Origin of the sequence: Microbacterium sp. NPDC056569 (assembly GCF_042793475.1) — a bacterium.
Classification (GTDB): Bacteria; Actinomycetota; Actinomycetes; order Actinomycetales; family Microbacteriaceae; genus Microbacterium.
This window is the reverse complement of the sequence record NZ_JBHTUV010000018.1, coordinates 54,432-73,914: the sequence shown is the minus strand read 5'-3', so window position 1 is coordinate 73,914 and position 19,483 is coordinate 54,432. Positions and strand designations below refer to the sequence as shown.

The 19,483-nt window shown below is 72.9% G+C and carries 19 protein-coding genes; 9 read left to right on the top strand and 10 right to left on the bottom strand.

Going from position 1 to position 19,483, the window contains the following annotated elements; all coding sequences use genetic code 11:
• Positions 1-61 precede the first annotated feature (61 nt).
• From ACFQ7C_RS18165 to ACFQ7C_RS18150, 4 genes are all read right to left on the bottom strand, one after another.
• Positions 62-613: a dihydrofolate reductase family protein gene (locus ACFQ7C_RS18165; RefSeq protein ID WP_378904539.1), complete on the bottom strand. Its 552-nt coding sequence runs from the start codon at positions 611-613 to the stop codon at positions 62-64.
• A gap of 64 nt (positions 614-677) precedes the next feature.
• Complete coding sequence (locus ACFQ7C_RS18160) at positions 678-1,406, bottom strand: glycosyltransferase (RefSeq protein ID WP_378904537.1); 729 nt, start codon at positions 1,404-1,406, stop codon at positions 678-680.
• Positions 1,403-2,779 carry a bifunctional PIG-L family deacetylase/class I SAM-dependent methyltransferase gene (locus ACFQ7C_RS18155; protein WP_378904534.1) on the bottom strand — a complete coding sequence of 459 codons (1,377 nt, stop codon included), beginning with the start codon at positions 2,777-2,779 and terminating at the stop codon, positions 1,403-1,405. Before ACFQ7C_RS18155 ends, ACFQ7C_RS18160 begins: the two co-directional genes overlap by 4 nt.
• The gene (locus ACFQ7C_RS18150) at positions 2,779-3,939 is read right to left on the bottom strand and encodes an acyl-CoA dehydrogenase (protein WP_378904532.1); all 1,161 of its coding nucleotides are present in this window, start codon (positions 3,937-3,939) and stop codon (positions 2,779-2,781) included. Before ACFQ7C_RS18150 ends, ACFQ7C_RS18155 begins: the two co-directional genes overlap by 1 nt.
• Before the next feature lie 144 nt (positions 3,940-4,083).
• Between ACFQ7C_RS18150 and ACFQ7C_RS18145 the strand changes: the two genes are divergently transcribed.
• Complete coding sequence (locus tag ACFQ7C_RS18145) at positions 4,084-5,451, top strand: glucose-6-phosphate dehydrogenase (protein WP_378904529.1); 1,368 nt, start codon at positions 4,084-4,086, stop codon at positions 5,449-5,451.
• Positions 5,452-5,493: 42 nt separating this feature from the next.
• Here the strand turns inward: ACFQ7C_RS18145 and ACFQ7C_RS18140 are convergent, their stop codons facing one another.
• Positions 5,494-5,907, bottom strand: a complete 414-nt coding sequence (locus ACFQ7C_RS18140) for a VOC family protein (RefSeq protein WP_378904526.1) — start codon at positions 5,905-5,907, stop codon at positions 5,494-5,496.
• Positions 5,908-6,042: 135 nt separating this feature from the next.
• On the opposite strand from ACFQ7C_RS18140, the gene ACFQ7C_RS18135 reads away from it, so the two are divergent.
• From ACFQ7C_RS18135 to xdhC, 3 genes are read left to right on the top strand one after another with little or no spacing between them, the layout of a single operon-like run.
• Entirely contained in the window at positions 6,043-7,467 is a 1,425-nt protein-coding gene (locus tag ACFQ7C_RS18135; protein WP_378904523.1) for a xanthine dehydrogenase small subunit, read from the top strand.
• Positions 7,464-9,896, top strand: coding sequence for a xanthine dehydrogenase molybdopterin binding subunit (gene xdhB / locus ACFQ7C_RS18130; protein WP_378904520.1), 2,433 nt, complete (start codon positions 7,464-7,466; stop codon positions 9,894-9,896). The genes ACFQ7C_RS18135 and xdhB overlap by 4 nt, the downstream gene beginning before the upstream one ends.
• A gap of 9 nt (positions 9,897-9,905) precedes the next feature.
• Positions 9,906-10,754, top strand: a complete 849-nt coding sequence (gene xdhC, locus ACFQ7C_RS18125) for a xanthine dehydrogenase accessory protein XdhC (RefSeq protein ID WP_378904517.1) — start codon at positions 9,906-9,908, stop codon at positions 10,752-10,754.
• Between the two features lie 96 nt (positions 10,755-10,850).
• Here xdhC and ACFQ7C_RS18120 read toward each other — a convergent pair whose 3' ends face one another.
• The 3 genes from ACFQ7C_RS18120 to ACFQ7C_RS18110 form a co-directional block, all read right to left on the bottom strand.
• A complete protein-coding gene (locus ACFQ7C_RS18120; RefSeq protein ID WP_378904514.1) occupies positions 10,851-11,342 on the bottom strand; it encodes a nucleoside deaminase in 492 nt (163 codons plus the stop codon).
• Between the two features lie 56 nt (positions 11,343-11,398).
• The gene (gene rraA / locus ACFQ7C_RS18115) at positions 11,399-11,866 is read right to left on the bottom strand and encodes a ribonuclease E activity regulator RraA (protein ID WP_378904511.1); all 468 of its coding nucleotides are present in this window, start codon (positions 11,864-11,866) and stop codon (positions 11,399-11,401) included.
• Positions 11,867-11,954: 88 nt separating this feature from the next.
• Positions 11,955-12,491, bottom strand: a complete 537-nt coding sequence (locus tag ACFQ7C_RS18110) for an ArsR/SmtB family transcription factor (protein ID WP_378904508.1) — start codon at positions 12,489-12,491, stop codon at positions 11,955-11,957.
• 57 nt (positions 12,492-12,548) lie between these two features.
• Between ACFQ7C_RS18110 and ACFQ7C_RS18105 the strand changes: the two genes are divergently transcribed.
• From ACFQ7C_RS18105 to ACFQ7C_RS18090, 4 genes are all read left to right on the top strand, one after another.
• On the top strand, positions 12,549-13,976 hold the full coding sequence (locus ACFQ7C_RS18105; RefSeq protein ID WP_378904505.1) for an MFS transporter: 1,428 nt from the start codon (positions 12,549-12,551) through the stop codon (positions 13,974-13,976).
• A 263-nt stretch (positions 13,977-14,239) separates the two neighbouring features.
• The gene (locus ACFQ7C_RS18100; protein WP_378904502.1) at positions 14,240-15,388 is read left to right on the top strand and encodes a type III polyketide synthase; all 1,149 of its coding nucleotides are present in this window, start codon (positions 14,240-14,242) and stop codon (positions 15,386-15,388) included.
• Between the two features lie 13 nt (positions 15,389-15,401).
• Complete coding sequence (locus tag ACFQ7C_RS18095) at positions 15,402-16,106, top strand: methyltransferase domain-containing protein (protein ID WP_378904499.1); 705 nt, start codon at positions 15,402-15,404, stop codon at positions 16,104-16,106.
• Complete coding sequence (locus ACFQ7C_RS18090) at positions 16,099-17,238, top strand: FAD-dependent oxidoreductase (protein WP_378904496.1); 1,140 nt, start codon at positions 16,099-16,101, stop codon at positions 17,236-17,238. Before ACFQ7C_RS18095 ends, ACFQ7C_RS18090 begins: the two co-directional genes overlap by 8 nt.
• Positions 17,239-17,255: 17 nt before the next feature.
• Here the strand turns inward: ACFQ7C_RS18090 and ACFQ7C_RS18085 are convergent, their stop codons facing one another.
• Positions 17,256-18,098 (bottom strand): UbiA family prenyltransferase, encoded by an 843-nt coding sequence (locus ACFQ7C_RS18085; RefSeq protein WP_378904493.1) that lies wholly within the window; start codon positions 18,096-18,098, stop codon positions 17,256-17,258.
• 131 nt (positions 18,099-18,229) lie between these two features.
• Between ACFQ7C_RS18085 and ACFQ7C_RS18080 the strand changes: the two genes are divergently transcribed.
• Positions 18,230-18,811, top strand: a complete 582-nt coding sequence (locus tag ACFQ7C_RS18080) for a nitroreductase family protein (protein WP_378904490.1) — start codon at positions 18,230-18,232, stop codon at positions 18,809-18,811.
• Between the two features lie 161 nt (positions 18,812-18,972).
• Here ACFQ7C_RS18080 and ACFQ7C_RS18075 read toward each other — a convergent pair whose 3' ends face one another.
• A complete protein-coding gene (locus ACFQ7C_RS18075; RefSeq protein WP_378904487.1) occupies positions 18,973-19,467 on the bottom strand; it encodes a hypothetical protein in 495 nt (164 codons plus the stop codon).
• Positions 19,468-19,483: the final 16 nt, after the last annotated feature.

Here is a 19,483-nt window from a genome sequence, read left to right as displayed (position 1 = left end):
TGCCTCGACCCGGCGCACGCGCCGGGTCGAGGCATCCGTGCGCCGACCATGAGCGGGGAGTTCACCGCAGCACGTCGTATCGGACGTGCGTGATCCTCTTCGACTCCAGCACGCGCGTCGCATCGAGCGCGAGCGGCAGGTGCGGCAGCTGGTCGAACAGTCTGACGCCTCCGCCGAGCAGGACTCCGGTGATGGCGAGCTCGAAGACGTCGACGGCATCGATGGCGATCAGCTGCCGCGCGACGTGGGGGCTGCCCATGATGTACACGTCACGTCCGCCGGCCACGGCGACGGCTCGCTCGAGAGCCTCCTCCGCCGAGTCGACGAACGTGAACAGCGCGCCGTTCCTGACGACCGCCTCACGCCGCTCGTGCGTGGGAACGAACACCGGCATCGGGAAGATCGACTCGTCCCCCCAGGCCTCGTCTCCTGCTCGCAGGGTGCGGGCGCCGAAGATCACGGCCCCCGCCGCGAAGAACTCGGCGGTCACCTGCGGGTGCATCGCCATCGTCGAGTCGCCGAACGCCCAGCCGTGCAAGACCGAGAGGTCGTCGTCGGGACCGGTGGCGAAGCCATCGACCGACATCGACGCGTAGAGGACCACGTGTGACACGCGCTCAATGTATACGGTGTCCACATTGGGTGTCCAGTGTTTCCTCGATCGTGGCCGGACCGGTTCAGTCCTCTCCCGCGCCGGCGGCGTCGAGCGCGAGGTCTGCGGCCTGCTGTCGCAGGTAGCCCGCGTAGCCGCCCGGTGTCCGCCCGGCTCGACGCCCCGACGTGAGCACCTCTGCCTCGTCGCTGGCGACGACCACCGCGCCGCGGCTGCGGCACCGCGCGACGAGATCGACGTCTTCGTGCTCCCCGAGGGGCGCGAAACCCCCTGCGGCGAGATACGCGCGGGCGCTCAGTCCCAGGTTGGCGCCGTGCACGTTCCCGTTGGGCTCGCCGGTCGTATGGGTCCGCAGCCAGAGCGCGCGCTGCGCCGCGGAGAGATCGTCGAAGTCGGGCCGCACGGTGCCCACGCAGACGTCGGCGGTCGCCGAGATCGCGCGGAAGTGCGTGAGCCATCCGGCCGGCACGCGGGAGTCGGCATCCGTGTTCGCGATCCAGATCCGGTCGATCGGCGTGCCGGCCAGCGCATCGAGGGCGTGGGCGATGCCGAGCGCCCGGGCGACGCCGACCCGCCCCGCGTCGGAGGTGAGCGTCGGGAAGGGGAAGCCCGCGGCGATCCGCGCAGAGGCATCGGTGCATCTGTCGAGCACGACGCGCACCTCGGTGCGCAAGCCGGCGTGCGACGCGGCTTCCACCGCGGCGGCGAGGGCGGCCAGCGACGCCTCGAGCAGTTGCTCCTCGTCGCGGACGGGCACGACCACGATCACGACATCGGCCCGCCGGTGGCTCATACGAGCCCCTCTCGCTCCGCCACCGACGGCGCGGGACGACGGGCGAAGACCTCGAGCACGAAGTCCGGCTCGGTGTGCAGGCTGAGCGTCTCCCACGCGGGGACGGCGCGAAGAGCGTCGTGCACCGCGTCGCCCGTCTGCGGGTACTCCGCCACGGGGTGCCGCCAGTGGCAGGCGACGAGGCATCCGTCGTCCGCCAGGGATCCCTCGATCAACTCGCAGGTGCGTCGCAGGTCGGCCGGCGAGAGGTAGTACCCGACCTCCGAGAGGACGATCGTGTCGAATCGCCCCTCCGGCCAGTCCGCGGGGACACCTCCCCGACACACCGTCACCTCCTTCCTTCCGCGCAGACGGCTTCGCGCCGTCGCCACGGCGCGCGTCGCGGCATCCATCGCGATCACCGACCTGGCCCGGTCGGCCAGCTCGCTCGTGAGCAACCCCGTCGCGCAGCCGATCTCGAACACGTTCCCGAGCTCGCGGCCGGGCAGCGCCGCCATCAGCAGCGCCCGCTTGCGCTCCTCGTACCACCGCGTCTCGAATCCCCACGGATCGTCGGCGTTGCGGCGGTAGAACTCGTCGAACCACCGTGCGTCGAGGGTCTGCTCGGCGCCGGCGTCGGTCGCTCGGGTGACGTAGACCTCGACCTCGCGATCGAAGTGCTCGCGCATGCCCGCGTGCAGCAGCACCTCGTCGCCCGGCTGGTCGGACAGCGGCGCGATCTGCGTGACATGGAGAGCGAGGGCGTCCCGTTTCGCCTCACGATCCTCCGCCGTGAGCGCGAGCGCGACCGCGCGCGCCCACGGGAGGTCGTCGGGCGTGCCCCAATGCCACCCCCACACCGGATACTCCAGAAGGGTGAGGCGGCGGCCGGCGATCGCGGCCGCCACCTCGGCGGCGATGCGGTGATCACGGTGCCGGTCATCGGCCCAGGGAACGGCGACCAGCGCACGCCGCGGGTCGACGCCGCGGTGCTGATCGAAGATCGCGGCGAGGCGCTCGCGCAGCTCGCCCTTGGCTCCGCCGAGGCCGCCGTCCGGCAGGCCGAGGAACCTGATGTCCGCGTCCGGCGCGAGAACGGCGACCGCCTGGCGCACCTCGTCGCGGCGCAGTCGCGCGAGCGTCGCCCGATCGTGGGTGGAAGAGCCGGGATGGGATGCCTCGCCGTCCGTCGCGATCACCACGACGACCCGCGCACCCAGCCGGGTGGCTCGACGGAGCAGGCCGCCGGCCCCGAGCGTCTCGTCGTCGGGGTGAGCCGCGATCACGACGAGGAGGTCGAACTCGGGGTCGAGGGGGCGGAGCCGGCGTCGCGCGAGCTCGTCGCGCCATACCGCCTCCGGCGTGCCGGCGTCCAGGTGGCTGAACCCGGCCATCAGACGCCGACCCCGCTCTCGACGGCGAGGCGCCCGAGACGGGCGGCGTCGCGAAGGCCGTGATGCTGCCGGAGGTACAGGTGCAGATCGGCGACCCGGCGGGCGTAGGCGAGGTCCGACACGAGCGGGCCGGGGCCGAGCGCCGCGTCCGCCTCGGCGAGCGCCGTGCCGGCCGCGTGGACCACCGCGCCGCGCACGCGCTCGGCGAGCAGCTTCTGGTCGGGCACCCCGGCGTCGACCAGGTCGGCGGCCTCGCGCAGCGCCGCGCGGGCCGCCCAGAGCGCGGCATCCGCTCTTCCGAGATGCACCAGCGCCACCTGGTCGGCTCGCTCCGACGAGGCCGCGGTGCGAAGAGCCTCGCGGATCCCGAGTGCACCGCCCCACCAGCACGCGGCCACCGACATGGCGCCCCACGCGAAGCCGGGGCGGGTGAGGTACCACCCGACGTCCCCGATCGGCACGGCCGGGGCACCGTCGAAGTCGACGGGGGCGCTGACGATGTCGGGCAGGCCTCGCGCCACCCACGGCCCGTCGTGCGGGCGGATCCCCGGTCCGCGCAGCGCGACCGCGAACAGCCGCCGCGCGTCGCCGACGAACGCCGTCACCAGGGCGTGAGACAGGTGCGTCGCGAGCGAGCACCACGGCTTGGTGCCGGTGAGCACCCAGCCGGAGTCGGATTCGTGCGCGTCGACGCGCATTCCCGGTCCCTCCGCGGCGAACACTCCCCACGACGAGTCCTCGTCCGCGCCGATCCTCGAGATCTGCGACGTGCCGGCGTCGAGGCCGGCGCCCGCCTGCTGAAGGATGCCGAGGGCATCGAGGTGCGGTTCGAGCACGCGGGCCGCGGCGACGTCGCGGAAGGCGGTCGCTGCCAGCAGGTCCCACAGCGCCGCCGTGTCGCCGGCCCCGGCCCGCGGGGCACGGCGGCCGACTCCGACGCACCAGGCGATGGTGGAGGGGATGTCGCGACCGAACCCCTCGATACCGGCGGCGTCCGCGAGCGCTCGCTGGATGGCGTCATCCCGCGCGACGCCCGGCGCGATCAGCGACCCACCCCCGCGCACGTCACCCGCGAGCATCGCAGCCCCCGGGACCGGGCCGACCAGATGGTGCTCAGCTGCCTTCACGATCGTGCGATCCTCCTGGTCGTCGTCCTCCACCTCCCGCGAGCGTAGGTGTGTATCCGGCGGAACGACTCGGCCTTGACAACGGTCGCCGCGACCACCATCCCTCCGCCATGTGCACAGGACGGACGCCGCCGCCAGGCCCTCCCGTACGCAGGCGGCCGCGGATACCGTGGGGCCATGTCGGCGCAGACCACGCTTCTGATCCTGGGTGCCACGGGCGACCTCGCCTCGCGGCTGCTGCTGCCCGCGCTGGGCCAGCTGCTCACGCTCGAACCCCACCGCCGGGTGCGGCTGCGCGGGGCGGGCATGGAGGACTGGGACGACGCACGCTGGCGCGAGACCGTGCGGCACTCGTTCGAGGCGGGCGGGTTCGGCGCGGCGTTCGAGGCGGTCGCCGACACGACCTACGAGCGCGCCGACATCACCGATCCCGGCGACCTCGAGCGCCTGCTCGCCGAGCCCGACGGCCGCCTCGCCCTGTACTTCGCGGTGCCGCCGGCGGTCGCCAAGGCCGCGTGCGAAGCGCTCGCGGATGTCGCGATCCCCGAGGGCACCGTGCTCGCGCTCGAGAAGCCGTTCGGCGTCGACCAGACCAGCGCCCGCGAGCTCAATGCCACCCTCGAACGCCTCGTGCCGGAGGAGCAGGTGTTCCGCATCGACCATTTCCTCGGTCGCTCGACGACGCTGAACCTGCTGGGCGTGCGGTTCGCGAACCGGGTCTTCGCCCCGGTGTGGCGCGCGCAGGACATCGAGTCGGTGGTCATCCGGTACGACGAGAGCCTCGGCCTCGAGGGGCGCGCCGGCTACTACGACAAGGCCGGCGCTCTGGCCGACATGATCCAGAGTCACCTGCTGCAGGTGATGGCGATCCTCGCGATGGAGCCTCCCGCCACCCTGCACGAGCGCGATTTCCGCGACGCGACCTCCGCCGTGCTGCGCGCCACGCGCGTGTGGGGCGACGACCCGGCGCGGGCATCACGACGTGCCCGCTACACCGCGGGGACGGTGGGCGACCGCTCGCTTCCCGCCTACGTCGACGAGCAGGGGGTCGACCCGACCCGCGACACCGAGACACTCGCCGAGCTCGTGTGCGAGGTCGTCACCGACCGATGGGCGGGCGTGCCGTTCCGCCTGCGGTCGGGCAAGGCTCTCCCCCGGAAGAAGGGCGAGGTCGTCGTGACGTTCCGCCCCGTCAACCATGTGCCGACCGGACTGACCGGACCCGCCCCCGGGTCCGTGCTGCGCTTCTCGCTCGGTCCCGACCACATGGACCTCGAACTCAACGTCAACGGAGGTGACGACCCATTCGAGCTCGAGCGCGCCACGATCGGCGCCGACCTCGGCGAGGGCGCGCTCAAGGCCTACGGCGAGGTGCTCTCGGGCATCCTCGACGCCGACGCGATCCTCTCGGTGCGCGGCGACGCGGCAGAGGAGTCGTGGCGCATCGTCGATCCGGTGCTCGCCGCCTGGCGTGCCGGCGAGGTCCCCCTCGAGGAGTACCCGGCCGGGTCGCTCGGCCCGGAGGGGTGGCCGGCGCTGCCCTGACGGAACGGATGCCGCGGGCCGCGGCATCCGTTCTCCCCGGCGTCAGCCGTCGCCCATCATCTGCGGCTCCATGCGGCCGACGGCGATCACGTTGCCCGCGGGGTCCTTGAACCACGCGATGTCGGGTCCGCCTTCGAAACCGCGCGAGATGCCCTTCTCGTCGGTGCCGTAGTCGGGGTCGGTGTAGATCTTCGTCACGACGCCCCGCCTGTTGAGGTCGTCGACCGCGGCCTCGACGTCGGGCACGCTGAAGTTGAGGATCGTGAACACGGCCGGCTCGTGGTCCTCCTTCGGGTAGACGAAGATGCTGCCGCCGCCCGGGAGGGCGATGGTGAAGCCTCCGCCCATCTCCTCGTAGACGGTGACGTCGAGCCCCAGCGTGTCGCGATAGAAGGCCGCGGCGGCGCCGATGTCGGGTACGGCGAAGCTCGAGAACGGCCGATCGGGTGTGAACATGGCAGCCTCCCAGTGTGTGTGCCGCCGCCCACGATCCTCTTGCCGAAAGGGCGTGTCCAGAGGGGTCGCGCCGCACCTTGCAGTGCTGAGGGCGCGGCGTAGACTCCGGGCATCCGCACGAACCGAGACAGCGCTGTGACAGTCAACGGGCGGGTCGTCCCGCTCGCCGGCGCGGTCGCGCACGCCACCGCGCTGGACTGGCTGCGCGCCCTCGGGCTGACCGGTGCGAAGGAGGGCTGCGCCGAGGGAGAGTGCGGCGCGTGCGCGGTGCTGGTGGCCACGGCGGGCCCCGACGGCGGCACGGTGTGGACGCCCGTCAACGCGTGCCTGGTGCCGGTGCACGCGCTCGCGGGGCAGGAGGTCGTGACCTCCGAAGGGCTGGGTCCGCCCGACGAGCTGCACCCGGTGCAGCAGCGGCTCGCGGCCGCCGGCGGCTCGCAGTGCGGCTACTGCACGCCCGGCTTCGCGTGTGCGATGGCCGCGGAGTTCTACCGCGCCGACCGTGCCGCGGGCGCCGCCGACGGCGAGCACGGGCCGAACGGGTTCGACCTGCATGCGATCGGCGGGAACCTGTGCCGCTGCACCGGCTACCGGCCCATCCGCGATGCGGCCTTCGCGCTCGGGATGCCGCAGCCCGATGATCCGCTGCGTGAGCGGCTCAGCGAGCCGGCGCCGGCGGCCGTCGCCATCGACGTGCGCGCGGACGACGGACGCTTCGTGAGGCCCGAGACGCTGGAAGACGCGCTGCAGCTGCTGCACGACGAACCGGACGCGCTGGCGGTGGCGGGCAGCACGGACTGGGGCGTCGACGTCAACCTGCGCGCGGCCCGTGCTCCGCTCATCGTCGCGATCGATCGCCTCGACGAGCTCCGCGGCGTCGACTTCTCCGACGATCGGCTCGAGATCGGCGGTGCGGTGCCGCTGTCCGAGATCGAGCGCTCGGTCGGCCCGCGCGTGCCGCTGCTCGCGCAGCTGCTCCCCCGGTTCGCGTCGCGTCTCATCCGCAACCGCGCGACCCTCGGCGGCAACCTCGGCACCGCCTCCCCCATCGGCGACGCGGCGCCCGCGCTCCTCGCGCTCGGAGCGAGCGTCGTGCTCGTCTCGGCCGACGCCCGCGAGCGCGAGGTCGACCTCGCCGACTATTTCACGGGGTACCGCACGTCGGTCAGGCGCCGGGACGAGCTCATCCGGACCCTCCGGATCCCGCTGCCCACGGCCTCCGTCACGGCCTTCCACAAGGTCGCGAAGCGGCGGTTCGACGACATCTCGTCAGTGGCGGTCGCGTTCGCCCTCGACATCGACGGCGGCGTCGTGACCACGGCGCGCATCGGCCTCGGCGGCGTCGCCGCGACGCCCCTCCGCGCGTACGCGACCGAGCGAGCCCTCGAGGGACGCCCGTGGAACGCGGTGACGGTGGCGGCAGCATCCGTCGTCCTGCAGCAGGAGGGGACGCCGCTCGACGACCATCGCGCGAGCGCCGCGTACCGTTCGCGCATGCTCGGCACCGCGCTGCCGGCGCTGTTCGCCGCGGCTCGCGGCAGGGAGGAGGCGACGGCATGAGCACGCTCGCCGATCGCCCCGAGAACCCCGTCGTCGGCCGTCCGGCGGTGCACGAGAGCGCGGCGCTGCATGTGTCGGGCGCCGCCGTGTACACCGACGACCTCGCCGCCCGCGCCCACGGCGTGCTGACCGCGTGGCCGGTGCAGTCCACGTGCGCGCACGCGCGCGTCACCGTCGACGTGGCGCCCGCCTACGACGTGCCCGGTGTCGCCCTGGTGCTGACCGCCGACGACGTGCCGGGGCTCAACGACGCAGGGGTCAAGCACGACGAGCCCCTCTTCCCGAGTGAGGCGATGTTCTTCGGGCATGCGCTGGTGTGGGTGCTGGGAGAGACACCGGATGCTGCGCGCCGAGGCGCTGCTGCCGTCACGGTGTCGTACGACCCGCTGCCGTCGCTGATCACCGTGGAGGAGGCGATCGATGCCGGCTCGTTCCAGGGTGTGGCGCGCACGATCGCGCGCGGGGACGCGGCATCCGCTCTCGCGTCCTCCGCGTTCGTGTTCGAGGGCGAGAGCACGGTCGGCGGGCAGGAGCACTTCTCGCTCGAGACCCACGCCTCGTTCGCGGTGCGCGACCCCGACGGGCGCTACTTCGTGGAGTGCTCGACGCAGCACCCGTCCGAGACGCAGGAGATCGTGGCGCACGTGCTCGGCATCGCGTCGAGCGAGGTCACCGTCGAGTGCCTGCGGATGGGCGGCGGCTTCGGCGGCAAGGAGATGCAGCCGCACGGGTTCGCGGCGATCGCAGCGCTGGGCGCGAAGCTCACCGGGCGTCCGGTGCGCCTGCGGCTCAACCGCACGCAGGACATCACGATGTCGGGCAAGCGCCACCCGTTCCACCTGACGTGGCGCGCCGGCTTCGACGCCGACGGTCACCTGCAGGCGCTCGACGCGACCCTCACGGCGGACGGCGGCTGGAGCCTGGACCTCTCCGAGCCCGTGCTCGGCCGCGCGCTCTGCCACGTCGACAACGCCTACTGGATCCCGAATGTGCGGGTGCACGGGCGCGTCGCGCAGACGCACAAGCAATCGAACACGGCGTTCCGCGGCTTCGGCGGCCCGCAGGGCGCGTTCCTCATCGAAGACATCCTGGGTCGCGCGGCGCCCCTGCTCGGGATCGATCCGCTCGAGCTGCGGGAGAGGAACTTCTACCGGCCGGGCCAGACCACGCACTACGGGCAGCTCGTGAAGGACGCCGAGCGCCTGCCGGCGATCTGGAACCGGCTGCGCAGCGAGTCCGATCTCGACGCCCGGCTGCGCGAGGTGGAGCGGTTCAACGCCGCGCACGCCGACCGCAAGCGCGGTCTTGCGATGACGCCCGTGAAGTTCGGCATCTCGTTCACCTTCACGTCGTTCAACCAGGCCGGTGCGCTCGTGCTCGTCTACAAGGACGGCTCGGTGCTCATCAACCACGGCGGCACCGAGATGGGCCAGGGCCTGCACACCAAGATGCTGCAGGTCGCCGCGACCGCGCTCGGTGTGCGGCCGGAGTCGGTGCGTGTCGCCCCGACCCGCACCGACAAGGTGCCCAACACCTCGGCCACCGCCGCCTCGTCGAGCGCCGACCTCAACGGCGGGGCCGTCAAGCTCGCCTGCGAGGAGATCCGCGGCCGGCTGGCCGCGGTCGCCGGGCGGCTGCTCGGCGTCGACGCGCGCGACGTGCGGTTCTCGGACGGGTACGTCGTGCCGCTCGGCGGCGGCGGGCGGCTGACGTTCGCCGAGGTCGTCGGAGCCGCGTACCTGCAGCGGGTGCAGCTGTTCGCCGCGGGCTATTACCGCACCGAGGGACTGCACTGGGATGCCGACCGTCAGCAGGGGTCGCCCTTCAAGTACTTCGCGTACGGCTGCGCCGCCGCCGAGGTCGAGGTCGACGGTTTCACCGGCGCCTCGCGCCTTCGCCGCGTCGACATCGTGCACGACGTGGGCGACTCGCTGTCGCCGCTCCTGGACATCGGCCAGATCGAGGGCGGATTCGTGCAGGGCACCGGCTGGCTCACGCTCGAGGAGCTGCGCTGGGACACCGGCGACGGACCGACCCGCGGGCGCCTGCAGACCCCGTCGGCGAGCACGTACAAGCTGCCGAGCTTCTCCGAGATGCCCGAGGAGTTCCACGTCGCGCTGTTCGACGACGCCCGCGAGGACGGCGCCGTGTACGGCTCGAAGGCGGTCGGTGAGCCGCCGCTGCTGCTCGCGTTCAGCGTGCGCGAGGCGCTGCGGCAGGCAGTCGGCGCGTTCGGGCCGGGTGGTCGTTCGGTGGAGCTCTCGTCGCCCGCGACCCCGGAGGCGGTGTTCTGGGCGATCGAGGCCGCGCGCGGCGCGGGAGGTGCGGGCGCAGCATCCGTGTCACCCGACGGGGTGGATGCCGCCGCTGCGGGTCCGACCGCAGAACCCGGGTCGGCGGAGCCCGACCTGCTCACGGCGGGCCGCTGAGGCCCGGCCATGGACTGGCTCGACGCGGTGCGCGAGCTGCGCGACGCCCGCACGCCCGCGGTGATCGTGACGCTCGCCATGGTCCGCGGCCACGCGCCGCGCAACGGCGGCGCGAAGATGGTCGTCTCGCCAGGCGAGGTCTTCGAGACGATCGGCGGCGGCAACCTCGAGGCCACCGCCGTCGCGCGCGCCCGCGAGATGCTCGCGTCGGGGACCGCGGAGCCGGAGCTGCTCACGCTCACCCTGAGCGACAGGGAGACCACGGAGTACGGGGTGCAATGCTGCGGAGGAGAGGTGACGGTCATGCTGGAGCCGCTGCGGGTCGTGCCGTCGGTCGCGGTGTTCGGGATGGGGCATGTGGGGCTCGAGGTCGCGCGGATCCTCGCGCGCCAGCACCTCGACCTGCACCTCGTCGACTCCCGCGAGGCGATGCTGGCCTCGACCCGACTGGGGGTGGACGGCGCGCCGGGGCCGCTGGCGGATGCGGTGGCACGGGTGCACGTGCACCATGCCCCGGTGCCCGAGGCGGTGCTGGCGTCGGTGCCGGCGGGCACGCACGTTCTCGTGATGACCCACGACCACGCGGAGGACCTCGCGATCGTCGATCAGGCGCTCCGCACGGAGGGCGTCGCCTCGATCGGGCTGATCGGCTCGCGGTCGAAGTGGGCGCGCTTCCGTGGGCGGCTGCACGTGGCCGGCCACGACGAGGCCGCTGTGGCCAGGGTGACGACGCCCATCGGCCTGCCCGACATCCCCGGCAAGCAGCCCGCGACGATCGCGGTGAGCGTGTCGGCCCAGCTGCTGCAGCTGATCGAAGCGGCCGCCCCCGTGGCGGGGCACGACGAGACCGCGCAATAGCACCGAACCCTGCGCCGTTCCGGTGCTGTTGTGAGGTCTCGTCGCGACGGGCGGGGGCACCGGGCCGCCGATGGCATTGGCGCCGGCGCCGGCGTGTCAGTACTCGATGCGGGTCGAGGTCTGACCCCACTCGGTGAAGGGCGCGATGCGGTGCTCGGGGGCGAGATCGATCGACTCCACGGGCATGATGTCGCGGTGTTCGGGGTGGCCGTCGAAGTAGCGGTAGAAGACGGCGTCGTCGAAGCCCGCAGCCGCCGCGTCCTCGCGGTCGGCGGCGAAGTAGACGCGCTCGACCCGGGCCCAGAGCGCGGTGCCCAGGCACATCGGGCACGGCTCGCAACTGGTGTAGAGCGTCGCGCCGGTGAGGTCGAAGGTGCCCAGTCCCTGGCACGCCCGCCGGATGGCGACGACCTCGGCGTGCGCCGACGGGTCGAGGTCGGCGGTGACGCGGTTCGTGCCCTCGAAGACCTGCCCGTCCGCCGACACCACGACCGCGCCGAAGGGACCGCCCGCGTTGCGGACGTTCTCGGTCGCGATCTCTATGGCCCGGGCGAGGTGGCGGGCGGGCGTCCCGTCGGTGGAGGACATCAGCCCCACCCTACGAGCGGGCCGCGCCGCGCGCACCACCCCCGCGCGCGGCCCCGTCACCGCTCGACGAGCACCCCGTCGGCGTCGGCCCAGACGTGCGCCCCGGGCGTGAACACGACACCGGCGATGACGACCGGCACGTCGACCTCGCCGACGCCGTCCTTGGCGCTCTTGCGCGGGTTCGAGCCGAGCGCCTTGACGCCGAGATCGAGACCGCCGATCGCCACGCGGTCGCGGATCGCGCCGTGCACGATGATCCCGGCCCAGCCGTTCTCGACCGCGGACGCCGCAATGAGGTCGCCGACCAGCGCGGACTCGAGCGATCCGCCGCCGTCGATCACGAGCACGGCGCCGCCCCCCGCAGTGGCGAGCACCGCCTTCACCAGCGCGTTGTCGCGATGGCACCGCACCGTGCGGATCGGCCCGTCGAACGCGACGCGCCCTCCGAAGTCGTGCAGCTGCAGCGCGAGCGAGTCGAGCTCGTCGCCGCGTTCGTCGTAGAGGTCGGCCGTCGCGGTGGTCATGGACTCACGCTATGACGGATGCTGCGGGCCGCAGCATCCGTGATCCGGAGAAGTTCTCGCGCCCTTCTGCGAACCGCAAGAACGGACGTCAGGCCTGAGCGGGCGGGTTCTCGTCGGGGTGGAGCGTGCTGAAGAACGAGTACGTCTCGCCGTCGGGATCGGGGCCGCGCTCCTTGAACTCGTTGACGAGCTCGTAGAGACGCTGCCGGAACTCGTCCAGGTGCTCGGGGGTGAGCTTCAGCCCCATCCATGTCGCGTCGAGGTCCTCGGGGTCGACGCCCTCGATCTGCTGCAGGAACGTCTCGATGAGCACCGGCGAGCCTCCCGGCATGGAGGTGCGCCACGACAGGCCGGTCGCGCGATACGGCACCTCGCGCGCGCCCTGCGCGCCGGTGCGCTCGGCCTCGGCGGCGAGGTAGCCGGTCTGCACGAGCGTGCGGACGTGGTGCAGCATCGTGCCGGGGTTGACGCCCAGGAGGTGGGCGAGCTCCTTGTTGGTCCGCGACTCGAAGGCGCACAGCCGCAGCACCCGCAGGCGGAGCGGGGAGCTGAGGGCGCGCATGCGCGCCTCCGCCTCGGGATCCCCCCGGCGAAGTTCGATCCGCTCCTCGGATTCGCCCGCCATGCGGCAATGGTATCGGAGTGATTGACAGATCTCAATCAGTAGCTCACACTGATTGACATGTCCCAATCAGACGAGCCGACGATGGCCGAGGACGTCGACGACGCCATCCTCGCGGAAGCGCGCGCCGAGTCGTCCGTCCCGGGTTCGCGGGTCGACGAAGCGGTCGAGGCCGATCAGGCCGCCGCGACGAGGCCCGCTCCGGCGCCCGCTCCGAACGGCTCGCTGTGGCGGGACCGCAACTTCCTGACGCTGTGGAGCGGGCAGGCGCTCAGCCAGTTCGGCGCGCAGATCACGGAGCTCGCCATCCCCGTGCTCGCGGTGCTGATGCTGAACGCGACCGAGTGGGAGGTCGGGCTCCTCAACGCGGCACAGGTCGCGGCCTTCCTCGTGGTGGGCCTTCCCGCCGGGGCGTGGATCGACCGCATGCGCAAGCGCCGCGTCATGATCTGGGCGGACGCGATCCGGGCGGTCGCGCTCGCGACGCTCCCCGTCCTCGCGTTGCTCGGCGCCCTGGAGATCTGGCACATGATCGTCGTCGCGCTGATCATGGGCGTCGCGACCGTGTTCTTCGACGTGTCGTATCAGAGCATCATCCCGTCGCTCGTGCGCACCGACCAGATCGGCGAGGCGAACGGCAAGCTGCAGTCGACCTACGAGCTCGCCAACATCGCCGGTCCCGGCATCGGCGGCTGGCTCATCGGCGTGCTCACGGCTCCGTTCGCGATCTTCGCGACGGTCGGCACCTACGTGGCCTCCTTCATCGCCCTGCTCTTCACGCGCGACCACGAGAAGCCCCGTCCGCCGGAGGATCGCAAGCCCCTCGTCCACGAGATCGGCGAGGGCCTGCGCTGGGTGTTCGGCAATCCGCTCCTGCGCCGCATCGTCGGCACGACGGGAGCGGCGAACTTCTTCGGGACGATCGCGCAGACCCTCGTGCCGATCTTCGTCCTGCGTGAGCTGGGCCTGAGCCCTCAGATGTTCGGCATCGTGTTCTCGCTGTCGGCGATCGGCGGCCTCGTCGGCGCCGTGGTGACGCCGCGGATCATGGCGAAGCTCGGCGAAGCCCGCGCGATCCCCATCAGCGCGATCGCGTTCAGCGTCGCACCGCTCTTCCTCCCGGCGATCTCCCTCGTGCCGGCGCTCGCTTTCCCGCTGCTGGTGGTGCAGGGGTTCATCATGAGCTTCACGATCCTGCTGTACAACATCACCCAGGTGACGTTCCGCCAGCGCATCACACCGCCGCGCCTCCTCGGTCGGATGAACGCCTCGATCCGCTTCGTCGTGTGGGGGGTCATGCCGCTCGGAGCACTCCTCGCGGGGGCACTGGGGACGTGGATCGGCACCGTTCCGACACTGTGGATCGCCGCGATCGGCGAGCTCCTTGCGGGCCTGTTCGTCGTCATCGGCCCGTTCTGGGGCATGCGCGATCTGCCGGACGCGCACGCCGAGCACGCTGATGCGGAGGCTCCGGACCCAGGTCGCTGACGCTCCGGATCTCGGATGCCCCGGCCCGCCGTGCAGGGTACGGGCCGGGGCATCCGCGTTCTCCGGGGTCGCAGCATCCGTCGCCTCGTCACCCCGTCCTCGAGACAGGGGTTTCTCGCCGAGCCCCAGGGAGGCGAGGTCCTCGGTCTCGACGAAAACGCCTCGGCTCGACGAACCGGGGCCGGCGCCAACGGGCGGTACCCGACGTCCCGGATTCCGGCAAGGTCGTGCCCTCCAGGGCATGAGCATGCTTAGGTTGCTCCATGACGGCCCGCATCGTCTCGATCGGCACAGCTGTTCCGCCCACCCGCATCGCGCAGGAGGTCGCGCGCGACATCTTCGCTGCGCAGGAAGGGGCTGACCGTCTCGCCCGGCGCCGCATCCAGGCGGTCTTCGACGCGTCGGCGATCGCGCAGCGGCACACCGTGCTCACCGAGTTCGCATCCGGCGCGGCGGCCGGCCCCGCCGCCTTCGTGGATGCCGAGGGGCGGCTCCTCTCCCCCACGACCGGCCCGCGCAACGACCGATTCATCGCTGCGGCGCCCGAGCTCACGGCCGCCGCGGCGCGCAGCGCCCTGGCCGACGCCGGGATCGACCCCTCCGCGGTGACCCACGTGGTGACCGTCTCGTGCACGGGCCTGTTCGCGCCCGGACCGGACTACCGCCTCGTGCGCGACCTCGGCCTGAGCCCGACCGTCGAGCGGTGCCACCTCGGCTTCATCGGGTGCGCCGCGGCGCTGCCGGCCCTGCGGGTCGCCTCCGCCCTGGCGGCCACGAGGCCCGACGCCGTCGTGCTGGTCGTGTGCACCGAGCTGTGCACGCTGCACCTGCGGCCCTCGAACGATCCGCAGCAGATCGTCGCGGCATCCGTCTTCGCCGACGGCGCGGCCGCTGCGGTCGTCACGGCCGACCCGTCCGCCGGGCGCGCCGGCGGACTCGACCTCGACAGGTTCGGCACCGCCCTCACCGACGAGGGCGAGACCGACATGGTGTGGACGATCGGCGACAACGGGTTCGAGATGATCCTCTCGGCCGAGGTGCCGCGCATCATCGGCCGCGAGATCCAGGGCGCAGTGGGGCGTTTCCTGGGCGACGACGCCCCTCCGGAGGTCTGGGCGGTGCATCCGGGCGGGCGCAGCGTGCTCGACCGCGTCGAGGCGGGTCTCGACCTCCCGCCCGATGCCCTCGCGGCGTCGCGCGCCGTGCTGCGCGACTTCGGCAACATGTCGAGCGCGACGATCCTGTTCATCCTCGCGTCGCTGCTGCGGGACGACGAGGTCCCCGACGGCGCGCGCGTCGCCGGCCTGGCCTTCGGCCCGGGTCTCACCGTCGAGTCGGCGCTCATGACGCGCCGCCGCCCGGCGGTGACGACCGCCGACGACGTCGGGCTCGCCCTGGCGGCCTCCGCATGAGGGCCGCACCGGCATGAGCCTCGCCGTCCGCGACGACCGGCTCGCCGAGCTCATGGACGATCCGGCCTGCGACCCGGATCTGCTGCGTGCCACGCTGGTGCGCTTCGGGACGGTCAACCGCCTCGTGTCGGGCTGGGGCGTCGTGTACCGCACGCTGCTGCGCCCGCACCTGACCGCGTTGGGGCGGCCGGCGCAGATCCTCGACATCGGCGCCGGGGGCGGAGACCTCGTCGCCCGCCTCGCCGCGGCGGCCCGTCGCGACGGGCTCGACGTGACCTGGACCGGCATCGATCCCGACCCTCGCGCGCTCGAGGTCGCGCTGGCGCGCCCGCCGATCGCCGGGGCGAGCTTCCGGGAAGCCGATGCCGCCACCCTCGTCGCCGAGGGACGCACGTACGACGCGGTGCTGTCGAACCACGTGCTCCATCACCTCGGCGATGATCTCCCCGAGTTCGCCGAGGAGTCGCTGGCGCTCTCGCGCGGCATCGTCCTGCACAGCGACATCGCCCGCTCGCGCGTGGCGTACGGGCTCTATGCCGTAGGCATCACGCCCTTCCAGCGGGGGACGTTCCTCCGCACTGATGGCCTCCGCTCGATCCGCCGCAGTTACACGCGCGCCGAGCTCGCTGCCGCGCTCGCAGGCAGTCGTCCGGGCGCATGGACGGTGCGGATGCCGGTGCCCTTCCGCATCCTCGCCGTCGGGCGCGGCCGTGCGTGACGTCACCGTCGTCGGCGCCGGGCCGGTCGGCATGCTCCTGGCCGGCGAGCTCGCCCGCCGCGGCGTCGACGTCGAGCTCCTCGAGCGGCGACCCGCTGTCGGCGACGGCACCCGGGCCATCGGCATCCACTCCCCCGTCCTTGCTGCTCTCGAACCCTCGGGCCTCACCGACCGCCTGCTCGGCGAGGCAGCCCGCGTGCGTCGCGGCGAAGCCCGGTCGCGAGGCCGCCTGCTGGGGACCGTGCACTTCGACGTGCTGTCGGCGCGCTTCCCGTTCGTGGCGACACTCCCGCAGGCGAGCACCGAGTCCGTGCTCGGCGCCACAGCCCCCGCGCCGCTGCGGGGCGCCTACGTGCTCGCCGTGATCCCGCGCCGGGATTCGGTGGTCGTACGGGCGGGGATCCTCGGCCGTCCCGTCGAGTCCGAGAGCCGAATCGTCGTCGTCGCGGGCGGAGGAGCGGCGCGCGAGTTGCTCTACCGGCCGGGCGCAGTGCCGGCGCGCGAGTATCGCGACCGGTATCTGATGACGGATGCTGCCGCCGACGCCGACGCCGACGCCGAGCTCGCGGTGATCCACCTAGATCCCGACGGCGTTCTCGAGTCCTTCCCGCTGCCGGGCGGCCGCCGCCGGTACGTCGCGTGGGACGCGCCGGGCGCGAGCGACGAGCCCGAGGACCGCGCCCAGCGGCTGCGCGACGCGCTCGCACGTCGCGGGGAAGGGGCCGCCGCCGACGCGGTGTCGACGGCGACGTCGTTCGGCGTGCGCCGCGTCGTCGCGCCCCGGCTGCGCAACGGCCGCGTGTTCGCGATCGGAGACACCGCGCACGAAGTCAGCCCGATCGGCGGCCAGGGCATGAACCTCGGCCTGCTCGACGCGGTCACGCTCGCACCGCTCCTGGCCTCGTGGGCGCGCACCGGCAGGGCCCCCGATCTCGGGCTGCTGCGGTGGGAGGCACGTCGCGTCCAGTCGGCGCGGCGCGCGGCCGCCCTCGCGAGCGTGAACACCGCACTCGGCCGGCCGAGCGGCCGGGGCGACGCGCTCCGGCGCGCGGCCGTCCGCGCGATGCTCGCCGGCCCGTCGGCCCGGGTGTTCGCCCGCGCCTACTCGATGGGCTTCGACGTCGACGCCTGACCGGCCGTCGCACACCCTCACCCGACGAACGCGCTGCCCGACGCCACGAGCTGGGCCGCCAGGAGCAGGGCTGCCAGCATCACGAGCCGGAACAGCGCGCGCGTCGGCGGTCTCGCGATCGCCCGCCACGCGGTCACCGCCGCCACCGCGACCACGGCCCCGAAGAACACCCACGACACGGGCGACACCGCCCGGAGGTCACCGCCGGCCGCGCCGATCAGCACGGCGACCGCACCGCCCACGACCGCGAGCGCCGCGACGATCGCCGCCACCCGCGGACCCAGTCGGTGCGGAAGCCCGCGGACGCCGGTGCGGGCGTCGTCGTCGAGGTCGGGCAGCACGTTGGTGAGGTGCACGGCGGCGCCGAGCGAGGCACCGGCGATCCAGGCCCACCCCGCTGCGAACGCCGGATCGGGCGCCGAGAGTGTGGCGAGCGACGGGAAGATCCCGAAGCTCACGAGGAACGGCACGATCGACCACGGCGTGGACTTCAGGCCCGCGTTGTAGGCCCACGCTGAGCCGAGGGCGAGCGCGTGGGCCGCCAGCATCCGCCAGCCCAACGGCGCCGACAGCACCAGCGCGAGCAGCAGCAGGCCGAGCGCCGCGCCCCACGCGACGCGCACCGACACGTCCCCGCGGGCGATCGGCTTGTCGGTGCGCGCGACCGCGCGGTCGCGTTCCGCGTCCAGGGCGTCGTTCGAGATGCCGACAGACAGCTGCCCCGCGAAGACCGACGCGGTCAAGAGCGCGAGCCGCCACGCCTCGAGCCCGGTCGCGACGCCCAGGGCGAGCGCGAGCGCGGTCACGACGAGCGTCGGCCCCGGATGCGATGAGCCCCACAGAGCCCGGACGGTGCGCACGGGTCGATGCTCTCACGGGCCGGCCGGCGACACGGGAGGTCATCGAGGGAATGTTCCCAGGTCCATGTCGTTGCATGGATCTGGGCCGATGGGGTCCCGGCAGAAACCGCTCGACCCCAGAGGAGCAGCCCATGTCCACTCTCACCGCCCGTACCGCCGAGACGGACGCGCCGATCATCGATGTGCTCGCCGAGCGCTGGAGCACCCGCATCTTCGACCGCGAGTCGGTCATCGACGAGGCCGCCCTCGCGAGCGCGCTCGAGGCCGCCCGCTGGACGCCGACGGCCGCCAACACCCAGGCGTGGCGCGTCATCGTCGCCCGCCGCGGCTCGGCCGCGCACGGGACCGTTCTCGGCTCGCTCGCCGGGTTCAACAGCGCGTGGGCGGGCGACGCCGCCGCGCTCGTCGTGTTCGTCGCCGAGACCACCCGCGACGGCGAGCCCATGCGCTGGGCCCAGTACGACACCGGCCAGGTCGCTGCGCACTTCACCGTGCAGGCTCACGCGAACGGCCTGTCGACCCATCAGATGGGCGGTTTCGACCGCGACGCCATCGCCGCCGGCTTCGGTCTCAGCGCCGACTTCACCCCGGTCACCGTCATGGCGATCGGCGAGCTCGGCGACATCCGCCTGGCGTCGGAGGAGCTGCAGTCCCGCGAGAACGCCCCGCGCGTGCGCCGCCCCGCCGTCGACTCGGTGCTCGTGAACGACTGACCGGCCTCGATACGAGAAACGGATGTCTCGCCCCGCCGCCGCGGAGCGAGGCATCCGTCATCTCGCCGCCGTGATGCGGGGTTCGGCACCCGCGTGCATTCGGCGTGTGCGGGTTGCGCCCCGAACGCACGGCACGCGCCGCACGCCGGAGGACGGGCACGCTAGGCCGCGGGCGGCGTGGGCGCAGGCGCAGCGCTCTTCCCGGAGCGGCCGCGTACGATGCCCGTGATCGCGAGGACCAGCGTGGCGAGGTAGGCGAGGACGATGATCGCTGCACTCGTGGTGAAGACCGTCGACGATGTCCCCGCCGAGACCGCCGTCCACGACATGAGCGCGGATCGGAGCGGCTCGGGGCTGTCACCGGCGTCCGTCAAGGTGAGGGCACCGATCACGGACGCCGACCACAGGATGATCGCGGCCACGTCATAGCCGAGTCGAGTCGCCCGCAGGCGCCGGCCCTCGCCATCGAACCGCGTGAGCAGCGGTGGGATGAGCGATACCGCGATCGCGACCGCGGCGTAGGCGGGGCCGAGGATCACGAGCCAGCCCGGCTGGGCACCGATCTCGACGCGTCCGAAGAAGACGAAGAGCGGCAGACCGATCGCTGCGACCCACTGCGCGACGTACACGAAACGGCCGGAGCGTGCGAATCGCATGCCCCGACCGTATCGT

Bases quoted from the DNA above. Each gene is read 5' to 3' on its own strand.
- ACFQ7C_RS18140 (WP_378904526.1), bottom strand. From the start codon at position 5,907: ATGTTCACACCCGATCGGCCGTTCTCGAGCTTCGCCGTACCCGACATC.
- xdhC (WP_378904517.1), top strand. From the start codon at position 9,906: ATGGACTGGCTCGACGCGGTGCGCGAGCTGCGCGACGCCCGCACGCCC.
- ACFQ7C_RS18095 (WP_378904499.1), top strand. From the start codon at position 15,402: ATGAGCCTCGCCGTCCGCGACGACCGGCTCGCCGAGCTCATGGACGAT.
- ACFQ7C_RS18105 (WP_378904505.1), top strand. From the start codon at position 12,549: ATGTCCCAATCAGACGAGCCGACGATGGCCGAGGACGTCGACGACGCC.
- xdhB (WP_378904520.1), top strand. From the start codon at position 7,464: ATGAGCACGCTCGCCGATCGCCCCGAGAACCCCGTCGTCGGCCGTCCG.
- ACFQ7C_RS18080 (WP_378904490.1), top strand. From the start codon at position 18,230: ATGTCCACTCTCACCGCCCGTACCGCCGAGACGGACGCGCCGATCATC.
- ACFQ7C_RS18155 (WP_378904534.1), bottom strand. From the start codon at position 2,779: ATGGCCGGGTTCAGCCACCTGGACGCCGGCACGCCGGAGGCGGTATGG.
- ACFQ7C_RS18145 (WP_378904529.1), top strand. From the start codon at position 4,084: ATGTCGGCGCAGACCACGCTTCTGATCCTGGGTGCCACGGGCGACCTC.
- ACFQ7C_RS18100 (WP_378904502.1), top strand. From the start codon at position 14,240: ATGACGGCCCGCATCGTCTCGATCGGCACAGCTGTTCCGCCCACCCGC.
- ACFQ7C_RS18110 (WP_378904508.1), bottom strand. From the start codon at position 12,491: ATGGCGGGCGAATCCGAGGAGCGGATCGAACTTCGCCGGGGGGATCCC.
- rraA (WP_378904511.1), bottom strand. From the start codon at position 11,866: ATGACCACCGCGACGGCCGACCTCTACGACGAACGCGGCGACGAGCTC.
- ACFQ7C_RS18120 (WP_378904514.1), bottom strand. From the start codon at position 11,342: ATGTCCTCCACCGACGGGACGCCCGCCCGCCACCTCGCCCGGGCCATA.
- ACFQ7C_RS18075 (WP_378904487.1), bottom strand. From the start codon at position 19,467: ATGCGATTCGCACGCTCCGGCCGTTTCGTGTACGTCGCGCAGTGGGTC.
- ACFQ7C_RS18160 (WP_378904537.1), bottom strand. From the start codon at position 1,406: ATGAGCCACCGGCGGGCCGATGTCGTGATCGTGGTCGTGCCCGTCCGC.